Here is a 22,892-nt window from a genome sequence, read left to right as displayed (position 1 = left end):
GCCCGCGTTGCAGACGCGGGTGCGACCGAAATGTCCCTGCCAGAATCCGCAACGCTCCCCTCCCTGCCCATCGTCAGCGCCGACGTGCCCCGGCAATTCGCCCGCCGCGGCGACCTGGCCGAGGCCCAGTTCCTGTACGGGGAAATCGCCCGCCGCATGCTGGGCCGCCTGCAATACATCCGGGTCCAGCCGCAAGCCATGCTGGACGCGGGCTGCGGCACGGGCGACAACCTGCCGCTGCTGCGTGAACGCTATCCCGACGCCGCCTATACCGGGCTGGACAACTGCGAACCGCTGCTGGAACAGGCGCGCAAGCGCCATGCCCCTGCCGGCCTGTCGGCCTGGATCGGCAAGCTGGCGCGCCGCGGCCCGGCCGCCCCTGCCTTCGTCAACGCCGACCTGGCGGCGACGGGCCTGGCGCCCGAATCGCTGGAACTGGTGTGGTCCAACCTGGCCATGCACTGGCACCGCGCTCCGCACGCCGTGCTGGCGGAATGGCGGCGCATCCTGAAAGTGGGCGGACTGGCGATGTTCTCCTGTCTTGGGCCGGCCACGCTGCGGGAACTGCGCCAGGCCCTGGACGACGCCGGGCTGCGCACTGCTACGCCGTCCTTCGTGGACATGCATGATTTCGGCGACCTGCTGGTGGAAAACGGCTTCGCGGATCCGGTCATGGACCAGGAGATCCTGACCCTGACCTACCGCAGCCCGGAAAAGCTGCTGCAGGACGTACGCGCGCTGGGCGGCAACCCGGCCGAAGGCCGGCGCGGCGGCCTGGTGGGCCGCGACTGGCGCGACCGTCTCTGCGCCGCGCTGGAAGCGCAGCGCCGGCCCGACGGTCTGATCGTGCTGAGTATCGAAGTCGCCTACGGCCACGCCTGGCGCGCCGCGGCGCATCGCACCGTGGCCGGTGAAACCCGGCTGTCGGTCAGCGCGATTGGCGGCCGGCACCGCGCGCCCTGACCTGGGCCGCAGGCTGACCGGCAGAGCCGGCGCTTTGCGGGCGCCGGCCTCCCCGTCTAGTGCAGGCGTTCCGGCATCGGCACGCTGACCCCGGGCTCGGAAGCCGGCAACGCCGACATAGGCTCGGAGGTTGCGCGAATGCGGCGCCTCAGGACCGCCGTCGGTTCTGCGGGCCCTACGCCGGGCGAAGCCACGCCGCGCCAGGCGTTCGACATGGCCTCCACCACCAACGGCAGGTCGCGCAAGCGGTGGAACTGGCTGCGCAGCCAGCGGGAATCGTTGCCGCTGCGCATGGATTCATCGCGCAGGGCGGCGATCATGTCGCCCGTGCCCAGTTCTTCAGCCACCGGCATCAGGCGCTGGAACAGGTTGCGCAGGTGGTCCATCAGCCGCAGGCGCTGGCCGTCCGGCGTCACGTAGCTGCCCTGCAGGCCGAAGCGGCAAGCCTGGAAGTGATTGCTGCGGTAGGACAGCCAGGCGCCGTCGCCGGGGTCGCCCTCGCGCATCAGCAGCACCGCCAGGGCCTGGGCAAAAGCCGCCAGCTGGCAAGCCCGTTCGACCGTCAGCGGCGTGTCGCACACGCGGATTTCGACCGTGCCGAATTCCGGCTTGGGGCGGATGTCCCAGTACAGGTCCTTGATGCTTTCCGCCAGGCCATAGGCGCGCAGCTGCGCCAGATGGGCCTCGAACTGGTACCAGTCCTTCACTTCGGGCGGCATGTGCCCGGCCAGCGGGAAGCTGTTCACCGCGTTCAGGCGCGAGCACGAGAACAAGGTGTCCACCCCCTCGCAATAGGGCGACGAGGCCGACAGGGCGATAAAGTGCGGCACATAGGGCGACAGGCGGCGCAACAGTTTGATGGAATCGTCGCCGCTCTTGACGCCCAGGTGGATGTGCTGGCCGAAGACCGTAAATTGACGCGCCAGGTAACCGTACATTTCGGCCAGGTACTGGAAGCGCGGGGTGTCCGAAATGGACCGTTCCTGCCAACGCATGAAGGGGTGGGCGCCCCCGCCAGCGACCGATACGCCCACGGCGTCCGCCGCTTCGATCAGGGCGTCGCGCATTTCGCGCATCTCGGCCAAGAGGCCCATGGGGTGCTCGTGCACCGAGGAATTCAGTTCAATCATGGACCGCGTGATTTCCGGTTTAACGCGGTCGGCGATGGGGTGGTTGGCCATTTGGGCCAGCAGCTCGTCCGAGGCTGCGGTCAGGTCAAAACTGCGCGGGTCTATCAGTTGCAGCTCGAGCTCGATGCCCAGGGTGTTGGGGGCCGACGAAATGAACGGGATCTGTTCCATCTCGGACTCCTTTCTGAATGTTTGATGAGGGTGTGCGCCGTTCGACCTTGAAGCCCGGAAACAGCCCGGGGGGCACTAGACGGCAGCTTGTGCACGCATGATAGCCGCTGTTTTGTGGCAAGAAGATGGAAAATCGTGACATTTATGTGCAACATCACGAAGCAATCGGTTTTTCCCTGTGAAGGAAAGTGAGCGAGCGCTCACGGCATAGAAATGGCGCGGCCTCCCGGGCTGCGGCAGCCGGAAAGCAAGCGCTCAAGGGGCTTTCAAGAGGGGGTGGGACAACCCTTATAAGGGTTATCCCTTATCTATTTCCGCCAGAAAATAGGGGTGAACAACACCAGCACCGTCAGCAGTTCCAGGCGCCCGATCAGCATCGCGAAGGTGCAGACCCAGATCTGGAAATCGGACAGGACGGCGAAGTTGCCCATGGGTCCGACGGGCCCCAGGCCTGGTCCGGTGTTGTTGACGCTGGCGAAGACGGCCGAGAAGGCGGTGATCGGATCCAGGCCGGACAGGAGCAGCAGGCTGGTGAAAACGGCGATGGAAAGGCCGTAGAACAGCATAAAGGCCAGCACCGACGACATGGTGCGGGTCTCGACCGCGCGGCCATTGATGCGCACCGGGCTGACCGCGTGCGGGTGCAACATTGTGACCAGCTCATTGCGCGCCTGCTTGACCAGCAGGATCGCCCGGATCATCTTGATGCCGCCCCCGGTCGACCCGGCCGACGTGGCGAAGCCCGACAGCAGCAGCATGGTCAGCGGAGCGAACAGCGGCCATTGCGCGAAGTCGGTATTGGCGTAGCCCGTGGTGGTCGCCATGGAAATTGTGTTGAACATGCCGTAGCGCAGCGCCTGCAGCGGGTCTTCATAGACCCCTTTCAGGAACAGGAACACCGAGATGACCAGCCCGACTCCCAATACCACCACCAGATAGGGGATCGCCTCCGGACACCGCACGTAGGCGCGCGCGCTGCGCTGGCGGAAGGCGTTGAAGTGGGTGGCGAAGTTGATGCCTGCGATCAGCATGAACACCATCGCCACCATTTCCACCGCGACCGAATCGAAATGGGCGAAGCCGTCATCCCAGGTCGAAAAGCCGCCCAGGCCCATGGTGGTGGCCATGTGGCACCAGGCCTCGAACCACGACAGGCCGACCGCCCGGTAGGCCAGGAAGCACAGGATGGAGAACACGAAATACACCGCGTACAGCGCCTTGGCGGTGCTGGCGATGCGCGGCGTGAGCCGCTCGTCCTTCATCGGTCCGGGGGTTTCCGCCCGCACCACCTGGTGCCCGCCGACCCCGAGCAGGGGCAGAATGGCCACGGCCAGCACCAGGATGCCCATGCCGCCGATCCAGATCAGCGTGGCCCGCCACAGGTTGATCGACGCGGGCAAGGTGTCCAGATTGGTCAGGACGGTGGCGCCGGTGGTGGTCAGGCCCGACATGGCCTCGAAATAGGCGCCGGTGAACGACAGCGGCAAGCCGGCGCCATGGAAGTAGAGCAGCAGCGGAATGGCCGCCAGCAGGGGCAGACCCGCCCACACGGCCGACACCAGCACGAAGCCATCGCGCGCCCGCAGCTCGCAGCGGGCGCGGCGCGTTATCGCGGCCAGGCCGCCGCCTATGCCCACCGAGATCAGGAACCCGTCCAGGAAGGCCTCACGCGCGCCGTCGCCGCCCACGTAGGCGACGGTCAGCGGGATCAGCATGGTGAGCGCGAACATCACCATCGTCAGGCCCAGGATGTAGAGGGTGCCCAGGACGCGCTTCATGGAGCTATCCGGCCGCGCGCGGCCCGCGCAGAAGGAAGGAGGCGGCGCGCATCAGAAGAACGACGCCGAGACTTGGAACAGCTTTTCCACGCGCGGCATCTGCCGGCGCGAGGGTACGAAGACGATGACGTGGTCGTCGGATTCGATCACGGTGTCGGCGTCCGGCAGGATGATTTCGTCCTCCCGCACCAGCGCGCCGATGCTGGCGCCCTTGGGCAGGCTGATCTGCCCGACCGCGCGCCCCACCACCTTGGAGGTGGAGCGGTCGCCGTGGGCGATGGCCTCCAGCGCTTCCGCCACGCCCTGGCGCAGCCGGTGCACGGCTGCCACGTCGCCGCGGCGCACATGCCGCAGGAGTTCGCTCATGGTGGCCTGGGATGGCGACACGGCGATGTCGATATGGCTGCCCTGCATCAGCTCGCCGTAGGCTTGGCGGTTGATCAGCGCGATCACCTTGCGCGCGCCCAGGCGCTTGGCCAGCAGCGAGGACATGATGTTGTCCTCGTCGTCGCTGGTCAGCGCCAGCCAGGTGTCCATGTCCTCGATGTTCTCGCGTTCCAGCAACGCCTCGTCGGTGCCGCTGCCGTGCAGCACCAGCACGCTGTCGGGCAACTGGGTCGCCAGGTATTCGCAGCGCTTCTGGTCGCGCTCGATGATGCGGACGCTGTATTTTTCCTCGGCCAGTTGGCGCGCCAGGCGCAGGCCGATGTTGCCGCCGCCCGCGATCATCACGCGACGCACGGCACGCTCGGCCTCACGCAGCTGCCGAACGGCGCGGCGCGCATCGCGCGAGTCCACCACCAGCACCACCTCGTCGCCCGGAGCGACGACGGTACCGCTGCCGGCCCGCAGCGGCCTGCCGCCGCGCAGCACGTCGATCACGCGCGCCTTCACGTCGGGCCAGACGTCGCGCAGCTTGTCGACCGGCGAATGGGCCATCGGGCTGCCCGCCCCGACCCGCACGGTCACGACGCTGACCCGGCCTTCGGCGAACTCCACCACCTGCAGGGCCTCGGGAAATTCGATCAGGCTGTGCAGATAGGTGGTGACGCTGCGCTCGGGGCTGATCAGGGCGTCGATGCAGAAGCCCTCTTCGCTCATGAGTTCCGGGTGTTCGGCGAACTCCACCGAACGGATGCGGGCAATGCGGCGGGGAATGTTGAACAGCTGGCGCGCGATCTTGCAGGCCACCATATTGGCCGAATCCGAGGCCGCACAGGCGATCAGCAGGTCGGTGTCGGCAGCGCCAGCGGCCTCCAGCACCGAAACCTGCGAGCCGTCGCCATGGACGACGCGCAGGTCGAAGTGTTCTTGCAGGTATTGGAGCTGGACAGGATCCGAATCGATCACCGTGATGTCGTTCTCTTCGGACACCAGGTTCTCGGCCACGCTGGTGCCTACGCGACCAGCGCCCATGATCAGGATCTTCATGAGCTCCGCTTGCGGGCGGACTCGATGCCCAATTGCTTGAGCTTGCGATACAGGTGGGTGCGTTCCAGCCCCGTGCGTTCCGACACGCGGGTCATGCTGTGGCTTTCGCGGACCAGGTGGTATTCAAAATAGATGCGCTCGAATTCGTCGCGCGCCTCGCGCAGCGGTTGGTCCAGCGAAATGCTGCCCAGTTGGCCGTTGGACGTGACGGGGACTTCATTGGACGGCGCGGCGGCCTGGACCGGGGGATCGAGTTCGTCTTCCAGCGCCACCGCGGGGCTGGCCACGGCCGAATGCGCGGCGGCAGGCGCCGGATGCGGCGCGCGGCCGCGCGCCAGGCCGGCGGCGACCGTCTTCAGGAGGCGTTGCAGCGTGATCGGCTTTTCAAGGAAGTCCATGGCGCCGATGCGCGTGGCTTCGACTGCCGTGTCGATGGTGGCATGGCCGCTCATCATGATCACGGGCATGTCCAGCAGGCCTTGCGAGCCCCATTCCTTGAGCAGGCTGACGCCGTCCGTGTCCGGCATCCAGATGTCCAGCAACACCAGGTCAGGACGCATGCGCAAGCGTGCGGCGCGCGCTTGCGCCGCGTTTTCAGCCAGCTCGACCGTGTGTCCTTCGTCGTATAGGATTTCCGACAAAAGCTCGCGTATACCGACTTCGTCGTCAACCACCAGAATTCTGGCCATAAAGCATCCACCTATTGCGTAGCCGCATTATCCTTTTCTTGCGCGGTCGCGTCCATAGTATCGGCCTCGGAAGCCAGCCGGGTCAACAATATGGAGATCCGCGCGCCCCCTTCCTTGCGGTTCGCAAGGTCTATACGCCCGCCGTGTTCTTCCACGATCTTGCGTACGATTGCCAATCCTAACCCAGTCCCGTGGGACTTGGTGGTGACGTAGGGCTCGAACGCGCGCTGCATGACCTGGGGAGGAAAGCCCGGGCCCGTGTCGGCGACCGTGAACCTGAGCGCCTGATGGGCCGCCCGGTCGGGCTGCTCGCTGCGCATGAGCTGCGTGGTCACGCTGACCCGCCCTTGCCCGCCCTGCTCGGCGATCGCGTCGCGGGCATTGGACATCAGGTTATGGATCACCTGCCGCAACTGGGTGGGATCGCCCTCGATGGGCGGCAGGTCCGGCGCCAGCGTCACGTCCAGATTCAGGGCCTTTTCGGCCAGGCGCGACGAACCGCCTTCGGGCTCCCAGCCGTACAGCGACAGCACGTCCGCCACCAGGGCGTTGAAGTCGATGCGTTGCATCACGGCCGGCGGCGTGCGGGCATATTCGCGGAAGTCGTCCACCATCTGCTTGAGCGATGCCACCTGGTTGACGATGGTATTGGTAGACCGTGCCACGATCTGGGCCTCGGCGGGAGGCAGCTTGCCCTCCAGCTTCATCGCCAGCCGCTCGGCCGATAGCTGGATCGGCGTAAGCGGGTTCTTGATCTCGTGCGCCAGCCTGCGGGCGACTTCGCCCCAGGCCACGGTCCGGTTGGCCGAGATCACTTCGGTGATGTCGTCAAACACCACCAGATAGCCGTTGCCGCGCCCGTCCACGCGCAGATGCGTGCCGCGCGCCAGCAGGGTCAGGGGCTGCGAGCCAGCGGGCGCGTCGTCCTGGCCCGGGGCGATCTCGAATTGCTGCTGCCAGTGCTGGCGCTCGGACCCCACCGCGGCGTGGGCGGAAAAAGCCTGCCGCACGATGTTGGCGAACTCCAGCATGCCGGCCACGGTTTCCAGCGGCCGTCCGATCACCGAGCGCAGGTCCGCGCCCAGGATGGTCTGGGCGCCCTGGTTGACGGTGGTGACGCGGAACGATTCGTCGAACACCAGCACCCCGGAGGACAGGTTCGACAGCACGCTTTCCAGATAGACATTGGAGCGTTCCAGCTGCTGCCGGTTGCTCTCGACCATGCGGCGGGCCTCGTCGAGCTGGCGCGTCATGGCGTTGAACGAACGCGTGAGCTGGCCGACTTCGTCGCGCTCGGGCGGCTCGGGCAAGGGCCGGTAGTCGCCCACGCCCACGGCCTGCGTGCCGCCCGCCAGGCTGAGCAGCGGGCGCACCAGCCGCTTGGACAATGAGAGCGCCACCGCGATGGCGCCGAAGGCCGCCAGCAGCAAGGCCAGGGTCAGGGTGATGCCGTACAGCTTGCGCAAGCCCAGCCGCGACAGCGCCAGCTCCTGGTAGTCGCGAAAACCCTGCTGCACCAGATTGGCGTTGTGGGCGATCTGCTCGGGTACCGGCTGCAGCAGCTGCAGCCAACGCGGTTCGGATGCCGGTCCCAACAGGTTGTCGTAGCGGTCGGGGCCGGTCAGCGGAATCACCACCCGCAGGTGCAGCCCGCCTTCAGCGCCGGGGGTCACCGGGTCATCGGCCTCGGCGGCGGAGTAGCCGCGCGCCAGCCGCAGCTGGTTCATGACGGTGGACGGCGGCATCGCGGGCAGCAATTGCCCGTACTGGCTGGTGGAGAACGCGATCATGCGCCCGCTGCCGGTAAAGACCATGGCTTCCTGCACGCCGTTGGCCTCGCGCAGCCGCGTCAAGGCGAGCGTCACGCCGCTGTCGGAACTGCGGTTCAGTTCCATCGCCATGGAGCGCGCACGCGCGTCCAGGTCGGCCAGCAGCGAATCCAGCGCGGCGCGGCCCAGGTTCAGGCCCGCCTCCAGCGCCGTGTCCACGCGCACGTTGAACCAGGATTCGATCGAGCGCGACATGAACTGCACCGACACGGTGTAGATCAGGGCGCCGGGCACCACGCCGATCAGCGCAAACGCCAGGGAAAAACGGGCCGTCAGCCGCGCGCCGAACTGGCGTCGACGGATCTGCCGCGCCAGCCTCACGGTCAGCGCCACCACCCAGATGAAGAGCGCCAGCGCAAAAATGCCATTCAGCACCAGCAGCGTGTCGTAGTAGCGCGCAAAGCGCGAGGCATTGCCGGTGGACCACGCCAACAGCCCCAGCAATGCCAGGCCGCTTGCGGCGCCAACCATCAGGGCCAGCCGAAGCACAAGCCTCATGACGGGTCTTTCTCCTTGTCGCTGAGCACGAACGTGAAGTCCATCCACGGCGTCGACTGTACCCAGGAGCTGCTGTTCAGGGCGTTGACCTGGAAGGGCCGCGGCAGCAGCGACGTATCCAGGCGCAGGCGCAACTGGCCGCCGTACAGCACGCCCGCATCGAAGTCGGCGGCGTCCGCCACCGGCCAGTTGCGGATATGCCGGATGACCCCCATGGCGTCATCCAGCGAGGCGACTGGAAAGGTCAGTTCGCCCACGCCCACCCGCCATTGCCGGGTCAGGGCGTTGTAGATGATGCGCCAGGTGCGGGACGTGTCGACCAGGGACTTGTCGAACCACCACCAGCGTTCGCGCGTGACGGTGAGATCGGCGGTGAGATACAGCGGCACTCCGCGCTGGGCGGCTTCGCGCAGCTGCGAGTTCAGTTCGAACTCGATGTCCGCGTCGATCTGGAGCTGGCCGTCTCGAACCGCCGGGCGAACTTCGGTGACCTTGGGTTCCGCCCCATGCGCCTGCCCGCCCGGCACGAAGGAAAGCAAGGCAGATGCGAGCAACAACCCGAGAAATAAGCGCGGAATAATGGACATACGGCACCGGAACTACGTCATGCCCCCTATTCTTGGCGATTCAGGACTGCTTGGCAAACAAGGCGTAGAAAAACCCGTCGCGCTGCGCCGCAGGTGTTGCATCGACCGCAAATGGCAGCAATTGGCCGGGCGCGTCCAGGCGCTGCGCCTCCGGATGGCGCTGCATGAACTCCAGCGCCTGGCGCGTACCCTCGATCGGGAAGATCGAGCAGGTCACGTAAAGCAGCCGCCCGCCGGGCGCCACGGTGCGCCAGAGCGCGTCCAGGATGCTGGCCTGCAGGGTGGCCGTGCGACGCACGTCGTTCTCGCGCCGCAGCCAGCGGATGTCGGGATGGCGGCGCACGATGCCCGAGGCCGTGCAGGGGACGTCGGCCAGCACGGCGTCGAACGGCTTGCCGTCCCACCAGGCGTCCAGGTCGGCCGCATCCGCCGCTTTCAACTGGACACGATCGCTTGCCAGACCCAGCCGGTCCAGGTTCTGCCCGACGCGGGCCAGCCGGTCGGCGTCGGCATCCAGCGCCAGCAGATCGATATCGGCCAGCTCCAGCAGGTGGGCGGTCTTGCCGCCAGGGGCCGAGCAGGCGTCCAGCACCCGCATGCCGTCGGCAGGCGCCAGCAGTTCGGCCGCCAGTTGCGCGCCGGCGTCCTGCACCGACCACCAGCCCTCGGCAAAGCCGGGCAGTTGCGTGACCGGCTTGGGCGTGGCCAGTACCAGGCCGGACTGGCTCACAGGTTCGGCCGCCAGGCCGGCGGCCTGGAAGGCGGCCAACACCTGCTCGCGGCTGGCGCGGCGGCGATTGACCCGCAGAGTCAGCGGCGCGGGCACATTGGCCGCAGCCAGGATCTCGCGCCATTCCCGCGGATAGGCCACGCTCAGCTGCTTGACCCACCAGCCGGGGTGGTTCCATTGGGCCTCGGGGCTGTCCGCCACGGCAGCCTCGAGCGCCGCGCGCTCGCGCAGGAAACGACGCAGGCAGGCGTTGAGCATGCCCTTATAGGAAGCCAGGGCGCGGCTGCGGGAGGCCGCCGTCACGGCCTGGTCCACCACCGTATGCGCCGCGTAGACCGGCATGCCCGGCAGGGCGGCGGCGGCATCGCCTTCTTCCTTCAGCAGGGTCAGCGACACCAGCAACAAAGATTCGAACAACACGCTGGGATAGCGCTGCACCATCTCGCGACCCACGGCGTCGGCCCAGCCCAGGTAGCGCATCGCATGGAACGACACGGCCTGCGTGGCGGGCCGCAGGGACGATTCCACGTCGGCCAGCGCGTCCGTCAGGGAGCGGCCGTCCAGCACGCTCTCGACCACCTCCGCGCTGGAAAGCAGGACGGAGGACAGCGGAGGGGCCAAATTTGGGGAGTCGGAACGCGTGGACATGATGCAAATTCAGGAGATAAGACCGCTATGGTAGCCGGACCTGGACGAATGGCGGCCGTCGCGGCACACTGGCCCCAGCCACGGAGCCCCTCATGACCCTCGCCACCCTGCTGCTCTTCATCCTGGCCTCGGCCGTCACCATCATCACGCCGGGCCCCACCGTCCTGCTCGCCATGAGCAACGGTTCGCGCCACGGCGTGCGCGCTGCCTGCTGGGGCATGGCCGGCGCGGTGCTGGCCGACCTGGTCCTGATCGGCGCGGTGGCGTCGGGCCTGGGCGTGGTGCTGGCGGCGTCCGAAATCGCCTTCCAGCTCATCAAATGGGTGGGCGCGGCCTATCTGGCGTACCTGGGCTGGAAGATGCTGCGCTCGGACGCGGCGCTGGTCATGCCCGCCGCCCAGGCGGACGCCCGGCGTCCGGCCGGCCTGGCGCTGGGCCTGCGCAGCTTCGCGGTGGCGCTGACCAACCCCAAGGCGCTGCTGTTCATGTCCGCCTTCCTGCCCCAGTTCATCAATCCCGCCGCCCCTCTGCTGGCGCAGTACGCCGTACTGGCCGGGGTCATGGCGCTGATGAACGTCGCCGTGATGCTGGCCTACGCCGCGCTGGGCGCGCAGATGGTGCGCGCCTTCCAGGGCGCCGGCCTGCGCTGGCTGAACCGCGTCTGCGGGGGACTGCTGATCGGGCTGGCGGGGACGCTGGCGCTGTATCGGCGCAGCGCGCCTTGATGCAACCTCGATTCCAAATCCCGCGCGGATACACGTTGGGCAGCACCCAACAACGTGGATGCATCGATCCGCCTCGCGACCGCACTACGCGCGGGGATGATTCCTGACAGCAGGCACATCGCGCTATTGGAGCGCCCCGCGCTTGACCTACGGCAATGCCGTATAATTAAAAATTCGCCTTCGCCGCCCATCCTGGTGCGATGGCCTGAACCCTGGGACGCCATACAGGCGCCCGACTTTTGAAGAGCCATGAAGAATGCTGCCCCGACGGCGCGCAGCGTACCGTGGCAGGCGTCGCATATCAGCGAAGCACGCAGCCGCGTGGGCCTGCCGCAAACGGATTTCGCTGAACTGCTGGGCGTGAGCGTACGCACTCTGCAAGATTGGGAGCAAGGACGGCGCACCCCCTCGGGCGCGGCGAAGACCCTGCTGCAGGTAGCAATGATGCATCCCGAGACCCTGCGAGAGCTGCCCCCGTGGCCCGCCAACGAACACGCTGAATCCTGAGGCCAGCCGCCCCGGCCTCGCCCGACACGAACAACACATCCGCCGCGCGACACGCTTGCCGCGCGATTTTTTGGTGAACGACATTGGAAATCCTCGAAACCTCCCGGCCTGGCAAGGGCCCCGGCAAGGCCAACGACGCTGACGCGAACGCGTCCGCCACCTCCGCCCTGGCCGACACCATCGCCGCCGCCAACGCCGACGGCCGGACCCCGCGCGTGGGATTCGTTTCCCTGGGCTGTCCCAAGGCCCTGGTCGACTCCGAGCGCATCCTGACCCAACTGCGCACCGAAGGGTACGTAGTCACGCCCGAGTACAACGATGCCGACGTGGTCGTCGTCAATACCTGCGGCTTCATCGACAGCGCCAAGGCGGAATCGCTGGAGGCCATTGGCGAAGCCCTGGCCGAGAACGGCAAGGTCATCGTGACCGGCTGCATGGGCGTCGAGGAATCGGTGATCCGCGACGTGCACCCCAGCGTGCTGGCCGTAACCGGCCCGCAGCAATACGAAGAGGTGGTGCGCGCGGTGCACGAGGCAGCGCCGCCCAAGAAGGACCACAACCCCTACCTGGACCTGGTGCCGCCGCAAGGCATCAAGCTCACGCCGCGGCACTACGCCTATCTGAAGATTTCGGAAGGCTGTAATCACCGCTGCAGCTTCTGCATCATCCCGTCGATGCGCGGCGACCTGGTCAGCCGGCCGGTGGGCGATGTGCTCAGCGAAGCCGAGCGCCTGGTCAAGGCGGGCGTGAAGGAATTGCTGGTGATCTCGCAGGACACCAGCGCCTATGGCGTGGACGTGAAGTACCGCAGCGGCTTCTGGAACGGCCGTCCGGTGAAGACCCGCATGACCGAGCTCTGTACGGCCTTGTCCGAGATGGGCGTGTGGACGCGCCTGCACTACGTGTATCCGTACCCGCACGTGGACGAAGTGATCCCGCTGATGGCCGAGGGCAAGATCCTGCCCTACCTGGACATCCCGTTCCAGCACGCCAGCCCGCGCATCCTGAAGGCCATGAAGCGCCCGGCCTTCGAGGACAAGACCCTGGCCCGCATCAAGCGCTGGCGCGAGATCTGTCCGGACCTGACGATCCGTTCGACCTTCATCGTCGGCTTCCCCGGAGAAACCGAGGAAGACTTCCAGTACCTGCTGGACTGGATGCAGGAAGCGCAGCTGGACCGCGTGGGCTGTTTCCAGTATTCGCCGGTGGAAGGCGCGCCCGCGAACCTGCTGGACAATCCGGTACCGGACGAGGTCAAGCAGGAACGCTGGGAACGCTTCATGGAGCTGCAGCAATCGATCTCCGCCGCCCGCCTGGCCAGGAAGGTGGGCCGCGAGATCGACGTGCTGATCGACGAAGTGGACGAAGACGGCGCCGTGGGCCGCAGCAGCGCCGATGCGCCTGAAATCGACGGCTGCGTCTACGTCAGCTCGGACAAGCCCCTGAAGGCGGGCGATCTGGTGCGCGCCCGCGTCACCGATTCCGACGAATACGACCTCTGGGCCGACGCGATCTGAATCCGCTCCTGCGCGCGGCGCCCGCCGCGCGCAGCTCAGGCTTCCAGCAGCTTGAGCCCAGCCACGCCGCCCACGATCATCGCGATGCACAGCAGGCGCGCGGCAGACGGCGAATCCCCGAACAGCATGATTCCCAGCACGGTAATGCCCACGGACCCGATACCGGTCCAGATGGCGTAGGCCGTGCCAGCAGGCAGCTCCTTCATGGCCAGCGTCAGCAGGAACACGCTGCCCAGGGCGGCCGCAATGCCGATCACGCTGGGCCAGAATCGCGTCCAGCCATCCGCATACTTCAAGGCCAGGGCCATCACGATTTCCACCGCGCTCGCGGCGACCAGAATCAACCAGGCCATTGCGGCCTCCTGCCAGAACCAGGGAACGGCTAGCTTAGAGACTATAGTTACCACAAGACAAGTACGCACCTTTTGGTAACTATGAAAAAGTCATCCGCCTCCGTGCCCTCGGGCGACGTGTTCGACGCTGCCTGCCCGTCGCGCCGAGCGCTGGAACTGATTGCCGGCAAATGGGTGCCGCTGATCCTGCCTGCGCTGGAACATGGCCCCATGCGCAACAACGAGCTGCTGCGCCGGCTGGACGGGATTTCACAGAAGGTCATGACCCAGACGCTCAAGGAACTGGAGCGTCACGGCCTGGTGCTGCGCGAGGACCTGGGCACCGTGCCGCCGCACGTGAACTACCGGCTGAGCGAACTGGGCCAATCCCTGAACGTGGCCCTGATCGCGCTGGACCGCTGGGCCGAGACCCATCATGCGGCGCTGGACGCCGCCGCGCGCCGCCATGACGCCCGGGCGGCGCGCCGCGTCCGCTAGCGCTTGGCCAGGAAGTCCGACATGTCGTCGGCGTGCTCTTCCTCCACCGCGAGGATCTCTTCCAGCAGGCGGCGCGTGGTGGTGTCCTGTTCGCCGATGTACTCGATCATCTGGCGGTAGCTGTCGATGGCGATGCGCTCGGCGATCAGGTTCTCCTTGATCATGTCCTCCAGCGACGTGCCTTCGACGTACTCGGAATGGCTGCGCTCCAACAGCCCCTTGGGCGACAGGTTGGGCTCGCCGCCCAGCTGCACGATGCGTTCCGAGAGCCGGTCGGCATGGTCCTGTTCCTGCGTGGCGTGTTCGGCAAATTCCGCGGCCACGGGCTCGGCGTTCAGCCCGCGGGCCATGAAGTAGTGGCGCTTGTAGCGCAACACACAGACGATCTCGGTGGCCAGCGCTTCATTCAGCAGCTTCAGCACGGTCTGGCGGTCGGCGCGATAGGTGTCGGTCACGGCGCCGGACTCGATGTCCTGGCGCGCCTTGGCGCGTATGGCCTTCACGTCCATGTCGAACGGGCGGTTCGTCTGCGCTTGGGTACGGGTTGCTTGTTCCATATCGTGGCTCCTCTTGGTTAAGTGAAAGCACTGCGACACTGGGCTTCCAGTCTCTCCGTACAACCCAGTCTACCGATCGTGGCGGAACATGCTGTGTCCAAACATTGCCTGCGCCCCCCAAATTGCCCGGCGAAAACGGTTTTCGATCCTTGCGTAAACTATGGGCTTCCCGAAAACCCGTGACGCAATCTGTAACGGGATGGGCATCACCCGAAGATCTATGACTTTGAAGAACATTTGCGTGTATTGCGGCTCGAACCCGGGCGCCCGGCCGGATTACATCGAGCAGGCCCGCGTGCTGGCCCGCGAACTGGTGCGGCGCGATCTGGGGCTGGTGTATGGCGGCTCGGTAGTGGGCATCATGGGCGTGGTCGCCAATGAGGTGCTGGCCGCCGGCGGCCGCGTGATCGGCGTGATCCCCGAACTGCTGATGAAGAAGGAGCAGGCGCACCGCGGCCTGACCGAGCTGCACCTGGTGCAGAACATGCACGAGCGCAAGGCCATGATGATGGAGAAGGCCGACGGCTTCATCGCGCTGCCCGGCGGCGCGGGCACGCTGGAAGAGTTCTTCGAGGTCTGGACCTGGGCGCAGCTGAACATGCACCAGAAGCCCTGCGGCCTGTTGAACATTGCCGGCTACTACGACGCGCTGGTCCAGTTCGTGGACCATGCGGTCGAGGAAGAATTCATCCGCCCCCAGCATCGCGACATGCTGGTGGTGGAAGAGGACCCTGCTTTGCTGCTGGACCGCTACGCCATGTACGAACCGCCCAATGTCTCGAAGTGGTTCGAACAGATCAAGGCCTGAGGCCATCCATCCACCCGACCACAACGGAAGCCCCGCAATGCCCACCCATGCGTTGACTCCCGCCAGCACCGAGTCCGTCCTGCGCGACTACTTTCATGCCAAGGACGAGAACCGCCCGCACTACATGGCGCGCGCGTTCGCGCCGGACGCCGTGCTGAAGATGGCCTTGCGCACGCAGGCCATCGCCTTCCCGCCCGAGTCGCACGGCCTGGCTGCCATCACCGATACGCTGGTGCGCAAGTTCGGCCAGACCTACGACAACGTCTACACGTTCTATCTGGCGCGACCCGAGGCCGAGGCGCGCCTGCCCGCCTACCAGTGCGACTGGATCGTGGGCATGACGGAAAAGGCCACGGGCAACGTCCGTGTGGGCTGTGGCCGCTATGACTGGGAATTCCAGCCCGAGCCCTATCGCGCGAGCAACCTCGTCATCACCATCGAAACCATGGTGACGCTGCCCGCGCACGACACCGAAGCCGTGTTCGGCTGGCTGCTGGGTCTGGACTATCCCTGGACCAGCGCCGCCCGCGTCGTGGCCGGCGCGCCGCCGCTCGAGGGCCTGGCTCCCGTCGTGCACTATCTGCTGCATCCGAACGGCGCCTAGGGCCGGCACAACGCTATTTTCAGCATCAACAGGCTCAGAGACCCGCGACTTGAAATACGACATCGCCGCTTTTGATTTTGATGGAACCCTGGCGGACACCATGCCATGGTTCAACTCCATCCTGAATACGGTGGCCGACAAATATGGCTTCCGCAAGATCGACGCCTCCGAACGCGACCAGCTGCGCCATCGCGATGCCGCCGAGATCCTCAAGTTTCTGGGCATCCCGCTGTGGAAGCTGCCCGCCATCATGGCCCACGTGCGCACGCTGATGCAGGAAATCGACCCCAGCGTGCACCTGTTCGACGGCATTCCCGACGCGCTGGCGCGCCTGAAGGCGGGCGGGCTGCGGCTGGCGGTGGTCAGCTCCAATTCCATCGAGAACGTGCAGCGCGTGCTGGGCGCTGAAACCGCCGCCCTGTTCGACGACTACGAATGCGGCACCGACCTGTTCGGCAAGTCCGCCAAGATCGACCGCCTGCTCAAGCAGCATGGCACCGCCCCCGAGCGCTTCCTGCTGGTGGGCGACGAAATGCGCGACATCGACGCCGCCCGCAAGGCCGGCGTGCGTATCGGTTCCGTCGCCTGGGGTTATAACCATGTCGAGGCCCTGCGCGAACGCGGCCCCGACGAGCTGTTCCTGACCGTTGCCGACCTGCCAGCCGCGCTGGCCTGAACCTGGAACCCGCAGCCATGCATATCGATCCCGCCCATCTGGTCACCGACGCAAACGCCCTGCAGGCGCTGTATGGCGCGTCCGGCGAAGCCTCCATCAAGAAGGAGGTGGATCATGTGCATCCGCACTACCGCGCCTTCATCGAAGCGGCGCCTTTCGCGGTGCTGGCTACTGCGGGCCCCGATGGCCTGGACGCTTCGCCGCGCGGCGATCCCGCCGGCTTCGTGGTGGTAGAGGACGACAAGACGCTGCTACTGCCGGACCGCCGCGGCAACAACCGCATCGACAGCCTGCGCAACATCCTGGCCGATCCTCGGGTCGCGCTGCTGTTTCTGGTGCCGGGCGTGGGCGAGACCCTGCGGGTCAACGGCGCGGCGCGCATCAGCGTGGACCCGGCGCTGCTGGCGCGCTTCGAGATGGACGGCAAGCTCCCGCGCTCGGTGCTGGTCGTGGACGTGCACACCGTGTACTTCCAGTGTTCGCGCGCCTTGCTGCGCTCCAAGCTATGGGATCCGGCGACACAGGTGCCGCGCACCGCGCTGCCCAGCGTGGGCCGCATCCTGTCGGACCTGACGGCGGGCACCTTCGACGGCGTCACCTACGACCGCGAATTGCCTGCCCGCGTGGCCAGCACCTTGTATTGAAGAAAGATCCCGGGGCCGCCAGGCCCCGGCGGGTTCAGGCCGGCTGCCAGCCGCGCGCGAACACGTCCACGGGCTGGCGCTTGCCGCCCGCTTTCTGCAGTTCCAACAGACGCAGCACGCCGTTGCCGGTGGCGATGTCGATGCCCGTGGCATCTGCGCGCAGCACGCTGCCTGGCGCGGCCGTCGTGGCCTGGTCCAGCGCCTGCGCGCGCCACACCTTCACCGGATCTGCCAGGCCGGGCAGGCGGATGCTGGCGCCCGGCACGGGATTGAAGGCGCGCACGCGGCGCGCCAGCAGTTCAGCTGGCTGCGTGCAATCCAGCGCGCCTTCGGCCTTGTCTAGCTTGGCGGCGTAGGTCACGCCGGCCTCGGGCTGCTTGCGCGGCGTCAGTCCGCCTTGAGCCAGCGCGTCCAACGCCGCAACGATCGCCTCCCCGCCCGCCAGCGCCAATGCATCGTGCAGTTCGGCCGCCGTGGTGTCGCCGCCGATGGGCACGATGCGTTCCAGCAGCATGTCACCCGTATCCAGGCCCTGATCCATTTGCATGATGGTCACGCCGGTCTGCTCGTCGCCGGCTTCGATGGCGCGCTGGATGGGCGCGGCGCCGCGCCAGCGCGGCAGCAGGCTGGCATGGATGTTCAGGCAGCCCAGGCGCGGCAGGTCCAGCACCCACTGCGGCAGGATCAGGCCATAGGCCGCCACCACCATCACGTCGGGCGCCACACGCTCAAGCAGGGCCCGAGCCTCGCCGGCCTCTTCGGGATAGCGGCCGTCCAGGCGCAGGCTGCGCGGCTGGGCGACATCGATGCCGGCGTCCAGTGCCGCCTGCTTCACGGGGCTGGGCGTCAGCTTCAGCCCGCGCCCGGCCGGGCGGTCGGGCTGGGTCATGACCAGCGGGATCTCGTGGCCTGCGGCGCGCAGGGCGTCAAAGGCGATACGGGCGAATTCCGGCGTGCCGGCAAAGACTAGGCGCATGGGACGAGAAAAGAAGAATGAAATGGAACGGACGTTCAAAGAATCGCGTTGCCCGCAGCCAGGAGGCCTGGCCGATCCGGGGCGCCGCGGATCCGGCTTTGCCGGTTCGCCTGCGCCGCCCCCTGGACGGCGGCCCGCCTGAGGGGGCCCGCGCAGCGGGTAGGGGGTGAGCCCCTTACGCTCGCAACGCTTCGCGCTCGGCCTTCTTGAGCCTGGTCTTGATGCGGTTCTGCTTCAGGCTGGACAGGTATTCCACGAACACCTTGCCTTCCAGATGGTCAAGCTCGTGCTGCACGCACACGGCCAGCAGGCCGTCGGCCTCGAACTCGAAGGGCTTGCCGTCGATATCCAGCGCCTTGCAACGGATGCGGGAGGCCCGCTCGACGTCGTCATAGACGCCGGGCACGGACAGGCAACCCTCTTCGTAGATCTTGTAGTCGTCGCTGCGCCAGGTGATCTCGGGATTGATCAGCACCAGCAGCTGGTTGCTTTCCTCGGACACGTCGATCACGACGACGCGCTCATGCACGTCGACCTGGGTCGCGGCCAGCCCTACGCCCGGCGCGTCGTACATGGTTTCGGCCATGTCGCGCACCAGTTGGCGGATGCGGTCGTCGACCTCGGCGACCGGCTTGGCCTTTTTGTGCAGGCGCGGGTCCGGGTAGCGAAGAATAGGAAGTAAAGCCATTGCGGGGGAAATGCCAGTAGTCAGGTTTACATAAGAGTTTAATTCATTAGACTCTTGATTTCTAATAGTTTTCGGCTAATCCCGGGATTGGCCGGATTGCCATGTCCGCGGCGTTTCCTGGCCGCTCCGCGCCGCAAATCAATCCGCCTCGGGCCCGCGGTCCAGCGCCCCGCATGCGACACTCTCGCACCACCGACGCCCTTACGCGCCCGCACGATGCCGCTTACGCAATCCCCTTCCGAACTGGCCGCCTGGCTGCGCCTGTCCCTGGAACCGAACATAGGCTCCGCCACCGCCTGCACCCTGCTCGGCGCGCTCGGCCTGCCCGAACAGATCTACGCCCAGCGCGCCACCGCCTTGTCGCGCCATCTGCCCGAGGCGCTGGCGCGGCAACTGGCCGCCCCGATGCCGCCAGAAATGGCAGCGCAGGTCGAAAGCGCGCTGGAATGGGTAGCCGCGCCCGGCCGGCACATCCTGACGCTGGCCGATCCGACTTATCCGCAAAGCCTGCTGACCATCGCCGACCCGCCCATCCTGCTGTATGTCGCAGGCGACCCCGCTTTCCTGCAGGGACCGTCGCTGGCCGTGGTGGGCGCGCGCAACGCCACGCCCGGCGGCCAGGAGAACGCCCGCGCCTTTGCGCGGCATTTGGCTGGGCATGGCTGGCGCGTCATCAGCGGGCTGGCGCTGGGCATCGACGGCGCCGCCCATGAAGGCGCGCTGGACGCCGGCCCCGATGGCGCCGGCACCGTGGCCGTCATGGGCACCGGCATAGACCGCATCTACCCCGCCAAGCATCGCGACCTGGCGCACCGCATCGCGGCGCACGGCGCACTGGTGTCGGAACTGCCACTGGGCACGGGCGCGCTGCCGCAGCACTTCCCCAAGCGCAACCGCATCGTGGCCGGGCTGGCGCGCGGGGTGCTGGTAGTGGAAGCCGCCCGCCAGAGCGGATCGCTGATCACGGCCAGGCTGGCGGCCGAAGGCGGGCGCGAGGTCTTCGCCATTCCCGGATCCATCCATTCACCGCTTTCGCGCGGCTGCCATGCGCTGATCCGCCAGGGCGCCAAGCTCGTGGAGACCGCCCGCGACATCACCGACGAATTGGGCGGCGACCCCACGCCGGCCGCGCGCGCCCAGCCTGCCGCCGCGGAGGCCTTGCCTGACCACCCGGTGCTGGACGCGCTGGGCTACGATCCGCTGCACCTGGATGCGATCCAGGCCCGCAGTGGAATGGACACCGCCGACCTGCAGACGCAACTGGTGCAACTGGAGCTGCAAGGCCGCGTCGTCCAGCTGGACGACGGCCGTTACCAACGCATGAAATAGGGTTGTTCCCCCTGGACCTCCCTGCAAAACAGGGTCGGCGCTATGGCGCTAATATTGAGCAGATAGCGCCGCCCTGCCGCGCCGCCTACCCCATCCCGAGACAGGAATAGACATGGCTTTGCCCTCCCGCGTGAAGATCGTCGAGGTGTCGCCCCGCGATGGCCTGCAGAACGAAAAGGAATTCGTGCCCACCGACATCAAGGTGGAACTGGTCAACCGCTTATCCGCCGCAGGCTTCCCCAACGTGGAGGCCGCCTCGTTCGTGTCGCCCAAATGGGTGCCGCAAATGGCCGACGGCGCGGAAGTCATGGCCCGCATCGAGCGCCGTCCCGGCACCATCTATTCCGTGCTGACGCCCAACATGAAGGGCTTCGAGGGTGCGCTGGCCGCCGGCGCCGACGAAATCGTAATCTTCGGCGCGGCCAGCGAAGCTTTCTCGCAGAAGAACATCAACTGTTCCATCGCCGAATCGATCGCGCGCTTCGAGCCCGTGGTGCAGGCCGCGCGCGCCGCCGGCATCCGCGTGCGCGGCAGTATCAGCTGCGCGCTGGGCTGTCCCTATCAGGGCGAAGTACCGGTGGAAGCGGTGGTGGACGTGGCGCAGCGCTACCTGGCAATGCAGGTCGACGAGATCGACGTGGCCGACACCATAGGCGTGGGCACGCCCCGGCGCGTACGCGAAGTGATGACCGCGGTGACGCGCGTGGCCGACCCGGCCCGCATCTCCGGCCACTTCCATGACACCTACGGGCAGGCGTTGGCCAACATCCTGGCGGCGCTGGAAACCGGCATCTCGATTTTCCACACGTCGGTGGCCGGCCTGGGCGGCTGCCCCTACGCCAAGGGCGCCACCGGCAACGTCGCCACCGAAGACGTGCTGTACATGCTGCGCGGACTGGACATCGACACCGGCGTGGATTTCGACGCCGTGGTCGATATCGGCCAGTGGATGTCGGCCCACCTGAACCGCAAGGGCTCGAGCCGCGCCGGCAACGCCATCGCCGCCAAACGGGCGGCATGACGGATCGCATGAATACTCCGGCCAGCACGCCCTCCGCCGAGGAGCACGCGGCGCTGCTGCGGACCATCGGTCCCCTGCCCTTGTCCGGCCAGGCCTGGCCCGACTGGGTCCGCATCCTGACCTGGGTCATCCTGGCAGTGCTGGGCGTGCAGGTGGTCACCACCGCCATCCGCGCGCCCTCGCAGCCCTTCGACACTTTGCTGGCCGTCGTGGTGGGACTGTGCTTCCTGGGGCTGCTGTTCGTTTCCTGGCACATGCAGACATCCATCACCACCATCGATGAACGCGGCCTGCGCCAGACCTGGTTCACGCGCCGCGAAGTCGCCTGGGAAGACGTGCGCTACGCGCGCTTCGTGCCGATGCTGTTTTCCAAGCGGCTGGTGGTGTTCACGCACCGCGGCCGGCCGATGATCTTCCAGGGCGGCACGCGGGAATTGCGCGCCGCGTTCGTGAAGATCGCGGAGTTGTACCGGCGCGGATAAAGCCATCGGGCTTCGCGCACGGGCAATCGAGTACCCAACGCGCGAAACCCGCCGTCATCACCGTATTGGCAACGCGTACATCAGGCCGCCCTGCGTCCATTGCGCATTCAGCCCGCGCTTGATCTTCAGCGGGCTGCCCTGGCCCACGTTGCGCTCGAAGCTTTCGCCGTAATTGCCCACCTGCTTGACGATGTTGTAGGCCCATTTCTCGTCCAGCCCCAGGTTGGCGCCGCTGCCGGGCGTGACGCCCAGGATGCGCTTGATATTGGGGTTGGCGCTCTTGGCCTGCTCGTCCACGTTGGCGGACGACACGCCGTATTCCTCGGCTTCGATCATGGCCGACAACGACCAGCGCACGATGTTCAGCCAGGCATCATCGCCCTGGCGCACGAAGGGGCCGAGCGGTTCCTTGGAGATGATCTCGGGCAGCACCACGTAGTCGTCGGGGTTCTGCAGCTTGGAAATGCGAATCGAGGCCAGGCCCGAGGCGTCGGTGCTGAAGACGTCGCAACGGCCCGCGGCGAAGGCGTTGACCACCTCGTTGAAGGTCTCGATCACGACCGGCTTGTAGCTCACGTTGTTGGCGCGGGCCCAGTCGGCCAGCGTGTTTTCGTTGGACGTGCCGGTCTGCAGGCAGATGGTGGCCCCGTTGATCTCCTTGGCGCTCTTCACGCCCAGGGACTTCGGCACCAGGAAGCCCTGGCCGTCATAGAAGTTGATGCCGGCGTGGATGATGCCCAGTGCGGTATCGCGCTGCTGCGTCACCGTGGTGTTGCGCGTCAGCACGTCCACCTCGCCGGATTGCAGGGCGGTGAAGCGCTGCTGCGAATTCAGCGGCACCACCTTGATCTTGCTGGCGTCGCCGAAGACCGCTGCGGCAATCGCGCGGCACAGGTCGACGTCCAGCCCCTGCCACTTGCCTTGTGCGTCAGGCGCGGAGAAGCCCGCGAAGCCTGTGGTCGTGCCGCAAGCCACGGCGCCGCGCTGGCGCACCACGTCCAGCGTGGCCGCTTGCGCGCCCTGCGCCGCTGCCGCCAGCAACGCTGCGCCGATCAACCCTTTTGCAATGTTCAT

At 66.8% G+C, this 22,892-nt stretch carries 24 protein-coding genes; 12 read left to right on the top strand and 12 right to left on the bottom strand.

Features of this window, described 5'->3' with window-relative positions; all coding sequences use genetic code 11:
* Positions 1–30 precede the first annotated feature (30 nt).
* A complete protein-coding gene (locus tag HV793_RS09485) occupies positions 31–963 on the top strand; it encodes a methyltransferase domain-containing protein (RefSeq protein ID WP_175213039.1) in 933 nt (310 codons plus the stop codon).
* Between the two features lie 56 nt (positions 964–1,019).
* On the opposite strand, the gene HV793_RS09480 is transcribed toward HV793_RS09485, so the two are convergent.
* From HV793_RS09480 to rsmB, 7 genes are all read right to left on the bottom strand, one after another.
* Positions 1,020–2,264 (bottom strand): YbdK family carboxylate-amine ligase, encoded by a 1,245-nt coding sequence (locus HV793_RS09480; protein ID WP_054457728.1) that lies wholly within the window; start codon positions 2,262–2,264, stop codon positions 1,020–1,022.
* 308 nt (positions 2,265–2,572) lie between these two features.
* Positions 2,573–4,042 carry a TrkH family potassium uptake protein gene (locus HV793_RS09475; protein ID WP_054457729.1) on the bottom strand — a complete coding sequence of 490 codons (1,470 nt, stop codon included), beginning with the start codon at positions 4,040–4,042 and terminating at the stop codon, positions 2,573–2,575.
* Between the two features lie 51 nt (positions 4,043–4,093).
* Positions 4,094–5,473, bottom strand: coding sequence for a Trk system potassium transporter TrkA (gene trkA, locus HV793_RS09470; RefSeq protein ID WP_054457730.1), 1,380 nt, complete (start codon positions 5,471–5,473; stop codon positions 4,094–4,096).
* Complete coding sequence (locus HV793_RS09465; protein ID WP_119450201.1) at positions 5,470–6,162, bottom strand: response regulator; 693 nt, start codon at positions 6,160–6,162, stop codon at positions 5,470–5,472. Before HV793_RS09465 ends, trkA begins: the two co-directional genes overlap by 4 nt.
* An 11-nt stretch (positions 6,163–6,173) precedes the next feature.
* Positions 6,174–8,489 carry a sensor histidine kinase gene (locus HV793_RS09460; RefSeq protein WP_054457732.1) on the bottom strand — a complete coding sequence of 772 codons (2,316 nt, stop codon included), beginning with the start codon at positions 8,487–8,489 and terminating at the stop codon, positions 6,174–6,176.
* On the bottom strand, positions 8,486–9,076 hold the full coding sequence (locus tag HV793_RS09455) for a DUF4390 domain-containing protein (RefSeq protein WP_082401241.1): 591 nt from the start codon (positions 9,074–9,076) through the stop codon (positions 8,486–8,488). The genes HV793_RS09460 and HV793_RS09455 overlap by 4 nt, the downstream gene beginning before the upstream one ends.
* A gap of 40 nt (positions 9,077–9,116) precedes the next feature.
* The gene (gene rsmB, locus HV793_RS09450) at positions 9,117–10,454 is read right to left on the bottom strand and encodes a 16S rRNA (cytosine(967)-C(5))-methyltransferase RsmB (protein ID WP_175213038.1); all 1,338 of its coding nucleotides are present in this window, start codon (positions 10,452–10,454) and stop codon (positions 9,117–9,119) included.
* Positions 10,455–10,546: 92 nt separating this feature from the next.
* Between rsmB and HV793_RS09445 the strand changes: the two genes are divergently transcribed.
* The 3 genes from HV793_RS09445 (at position 10,547) to rimO (ending at position 13,203) form a co-directional block, all read left to right on the top strand.
* Positions 10,547–11,179 carry a LysE family translocator gene (locus HV793_RS09445; protein ID WP_175163464.1) on the top strand — a complete coding sequence of 211 codons (633 nt, stop codon included), beginning with the start codon at positions 10,547–10,549 and terminating at the stop codon, positions 11,177–11,179.
* A gap of 249 nt (positions 11,180–11,428) precedes the next feature.
* Entirely contained in the window at positions 11,429–11,686 is a 258-nt protein-coding gene (locus tag HV793_RS09440; protein ID WP_054457735.1) for a helix-turn-helix domain-containing protein, read from the top strand.
* A 179-nt stretch (positions 11,687–11,865) separates the two neighbouring features.
* Positions 11,866–13,203, top strand: a complete 1,338-nt coding sequence (rimO, locus tag HV793_RS09435) for a 30S ribosomal protein S12 methylthiotransferase RimO (RefSeq protein WP_054457789.1) — start codon at positions 11,866–11,868, stop codon at positions 13,201–13,203.
* Between the two features lie 35 nt (positions 13,204–13,238).
* Here rimO and HV793_RS09430 read toward each other — a convergent pair whose 3' ends face one another.
* Positions 13,239–13,556, bottom strand: coding sequence for a DMT family transporter (locus HV793_RS09430; RefSeq protein ID WP_175213037.1), 318 nt, complete (start codon positions 13,554–13,556; stop codon positions 13,239–13,241).
* 81 nt (positions 13,557–13,637) lie between these two features.
* On the opposite strand from HV793_RS09430, the gene HV793_RS09425 reads away from it, so the two are divergent.
* Positions 13,638–14,033, top strand: a complete 396-nt coding sequence (locus HV793_RS09425) for a winged helix-turn-helix transcriptional regulator (protein ID WP_175213036.1) — start codon at positions 13,638–13,640, stop codon at positions 14,031–14,033.
* Here HV793_RS09425 and HV793_RS09420 read toward each other — a convergent pair.
* Positions 14,030–14,590, bottom strand: coding sequence for a ferritin-like domain-containing protein (locus HV793_RS09420; protein WP_054457737.1), 561 nt, complete (start codon positions 14,588–14,590; stop codon positions 14,030–14,032). The genes HV793_RS09425 and HV793_RS09420 overlap by 4 nt on opposite strands.
* A 220-nt stretch (positions 14,591–14,810) precedes the next feature.
* Here HV793_RS09420 and HV793_RS09415 point away from each other — a divergent pair, with 220 nt between their 5' ends.
* Genes HV793_RS09415 through HV793_RS09400 form a run of 4 tightly spaced genes read left to right on the top strand, consistent with a single transcriptional unit; the run spans position 14,811 to position 17,322 of the window.
* The gene (locus HV793_RS09415; RefSeq protein WP_054457738.1) at positions 14,811–15,398 is read left to right on the top strand and encodes an LOG family protein; all 588 of its coding nucleotides are present in this window, start codon (positions 14,811–14,813) and stop codon (positions 15,396–15,398) included.
* Positions 15,399–15,435: 37 nt separating this feature from the next.
* Entirely contained in the window at positions 15,436–16,002 is a 567-nt protein-coding gene (locus tag HV793_RS09410) for a hypothetical protein (RefSeq protein ID WP_119450196.1), read from the top strand.
* 49 nt (positions 16,003–16,051) lie between these two features.
* Positions 16,052–16,678: an HAD hydrolase-like protein gene (locus HV793_RS09405; protein WP_054457740.1), complete on the top strand. Its 627-nt coding sequence runs from the start codon at positions 16,052–16,054 to the stop codon at positions 16,676–16,678.
* A 17-nt stretch (positions 16,679–16,695) separates the two neighbouring features.
* Positions 16,696–17,322 (top strand): pyridoxamine 5'-phosphate oxidase family protein, encoded by a 627-nt coding sequence (locus HV793_RS09400; RefSeq protein ID WP_054457741.1) that lies wholly within the window; start codon positions 16,696–16,698, stop codon positions 17,320–17,322.
* 34 nt (positions 17,323–17,356) lie between these two features.
* On the opposite strand, the gene fmt is transcribed toward HV793_RS09400, so the two are convergent.
* The gene (fmt, locus tag HV793_RS09395; protein WP_175163470.1) at positions 17,357–18,298 is read right to left on the bottom strand and encodes a methionyl-tRNA formyltransferase; all 942 of its coding nucleotides are present in this window, start codon (positions 18,296–18,298) and stop codon (positions 17,357–17,359) included.
* A 175-nt stretch (positions 18,299–18,473) separates the two neighbouring features.
* Positions 18,474–18,986, bottom strand: coding sequence for a peptide deformylase (def, locus tag HV793_RS09390; protein ID WP_054457743.1), 513 nt, complete (start codon positions 18,984–18,986; stop codon positions 18,474–18,476).
* A gap of 216 nt (positions 18,987–19,202) precedes the next feature.
* Here def and dprA point away from each other — a divergent pair, with 216 nt between their 5' ends.
* The 3 genes from dprA to HV793_RS09375 all read left to right on the top strand — a co-directional run bounded on the left by dprA (position 19,203) and on the right by HV793_RS09375 (position 21,818).
* Positions 19,203–20,315, top strand: coding sequence for a DNA-processing protein DprA (gene dprA, locus HV793_RS09385; protein WP_175213035.1), 1,113 nt, complete (start codon positions 19,203–19,205; stop codon positions 20,313–20,315).
* A 112-nt stretch (positions 20,316–20,427) separates the two neighbouring features.
* Positions 20,428–21,336, top strand: a complete 909-nt coding sequence (locus HV793_RS09380) for a hydroxymethylglutaryl-CoA lyase (protein ID WP_054457745.1) — start codon at positions 20,428–20,430, stop codon at positions 21,334–21,336.
* Positions 21,337–21,344: 8 nt separating this feature from the next.
* Entirely contained in the window at positions 21,345–21,818 is a 474-nt protein-coding gene (locus HV793_RS09375) for a hypothetical protein (RefSeq protein ID WP_054457790.1), read from the top strand.
* Positions 21,819–21,875: 57 nt separating this feature from the next.
* On the opposite strand, the gene HV793_RS09370 is transcribed toward HV793_RS09375, so the two are convergent.
* Positions 21,876–22,892, bottom strand: a complete 1,017-nt coding sequence (locus tag HV793_RS09370) for an amino acid ABC transporter substrate-binding protein (RefSeq protein ID WP_054457746.1) — start codon at positions 22,890–22,892, stop codon at positions 21,876–21,878.

Origin of the sequence: Achromobacter aegrifaciens, from assembly GCF_902859965.1 — a bacterium.
Taxonomy (GTDB): Bacteria; Pseudomonadota; Gammaproteobacteria; order Burkholderiales; family Burkholderiaceae_B; genus Achromobacter; species Achromobacter aegrifaciens.
The sequence above is the reverse complement of the archived record's forward strand: the minus strand, read 5'-3'. Positions and strand labels throughout refer to the sequence as shown.

What these genes read in the sequence shown, in the direction of transcription:
- dprA (WP_175213035.1), top strand. Translation starts at nt 19,203, where the DNA reads ATGCCGCTTACGCAATCCCCTTCCGAACTGGCCGCCTGGCTGCGCCTG.
- HV793_RS09370 (WP_054457746.1), bottom strand. Translation starts at nt 22,892, where the DNA reads ATGAACATTGCAAAAGGGTTGATCGGCGCAGCGTTGCTGGCGGCAGCG.
- HV793_RS09375 (WP_054457790.1), top strand. Translation starts at nt 21,345, where the DNA reads ATGAATACTCCGGCCAGCACGCCCTCCGCCGAGGAGCACGCGGCGCTG.
- HV793_RS09445 (WP_175163464.1), top strand. Translation starts at nt 10,547, where the DNA reads ATGACCCTCGCCACCCTGCTGCTCTTCATCCTGGCCTCGGCCGTCACC.
- HV793_RS09480 (WP_054457728.1), bottom strand. Translation starts at nt 2,264, where the DNA reads ATGGAACAGATCCCGTTCATTTCGTCGGCCCCCAACACCCTGGGCATC.
- fmt (WP_175163470.1), bottom strand. Translation starts at nt 18,298, where the DNA reads ATGCGCCTAGTCTTTGCCGGCACGCCGGAATTCGCCCGTATCGCCTTT.
- HV793_RS09400 (WP_054457741.1), top strand. Translation starts at nt 16,696, where the DNA reads ATGCATATCGATCCCGCCCATCTGGTCACCGACGCAAACGCCCTGCAG.
- HV793_RS09380 (WP_054457745.1), top strand. Translation starts at nt 20,428, where the DNA reads ATGGCTTTGCCCTCCCGCGTGAAGATCGTCGAGGTGTCGCCCCGCGAT.
- HV793_RS09425 (WP_175213036.1), top strand. Translation starts at nt 13,638, where the DNA reads ATGAAAAAGTCATCCGCCTCCGTGCCCTCGGGCGACGTGTTCGACGCT.
- HV793_RS09485 (WP_175213039.1), top strand. Translation starts at nt 31, where the DNA reads ATGTCCCTGCCAGAATCCGCAACGCTCCCCTCCCTGCCCATCGTCAGC.
- rsmB (WP_175213038.1), bottom strand. Translation starts at nt 10,454, where the DNA reads ATGTCCACGCGTTCCGACTCCCCAAATTTGGCCCCTCCGCTGTCCTCC.
- HV793_RS09410 (WP_119450196.1), top strand. Translation starts at nt 15,436, where the DNA reads ATGCCCACCCATGCGTTGACTCCCGCCAGCACCGAGTCCGTCCTGCGC.
- HV793_RS09465 (WP_119450201.1), bottom strand. Translation starts at nt 6,162, where the DNA reads ATGGCCAGAATTCTGGTGGTTGACGACGAAGTCGGTATACGCGAGCTT.
- HV793_RS09430 (WP_175213037.1), bottom strand. Translation starts at nt 13,556, where the DNA reads ATGGCCTGGTTGATTCTGGTCGCCGCGAGCGCGGTGGAAATCGTGATG.
- HV793_RS09420 (WP_054457737.1), bottom strand. Translation starts at nt 14,590, where the DNA reads ATGGAACAAGCAACCCGTACCCAAGCGCAGACGAACCGCCCGTTCGAC.
- def (WP_054457743.1), bottom strand. Translation starts at nt 18,986, where the DNA reads ATGGCTTTACTTCCTATTCTTCGCTACCCGGACCCGCGCCTGCACAAA.
- HV793_RS09455 (WP_082401241.1), bottom strand. Translation starts at nt 9,076, where the DNA reads ATGTCCATTATTCCGCGCTTATTTCTCGGGTTGTTGCTCGCATCTGCC.
- HV793_RS09475 (WP_054457729.1), bottom strand. Translation starts at nt 4,042, where the DNA reads ATGAAGCGCGTCCTGGGCACCCTCTACATCCTGGGCCTGACGATGGTG.
- HV793_RS09460 (WP_054457732.1), bottom strand. Translation starts at nt 8,489, where the DNA reads ATGAGGCTTGTGCTTCGGCTGGCCCTGATGGTTGGCGCCGCAAGCGGC.
- trkA (WP_054457730.1), bottom strand. Translation starts at nt 5,473, where the DNA reads ATGAAGATCCTGATCATGGGCGCTGGTCGCGTAGGCACCAGCGTGGCC.
- HV793_RS09415 (WP_054457738.1), top strand. Translation starts at nt 14,811, where the DNA reads ATGACTTTGAAGAACATTTGCGTGTATTGCGGCTCGAACCCGGGCGCC.
- HV793_RS09440 (WP_054457735.1), top strand. Translation starts at nt 11,429, where the DNA reads ATGAAGAATGCTGCCCCGACGGCGCGCAGCGTACCGTGGCAGGCGTCG.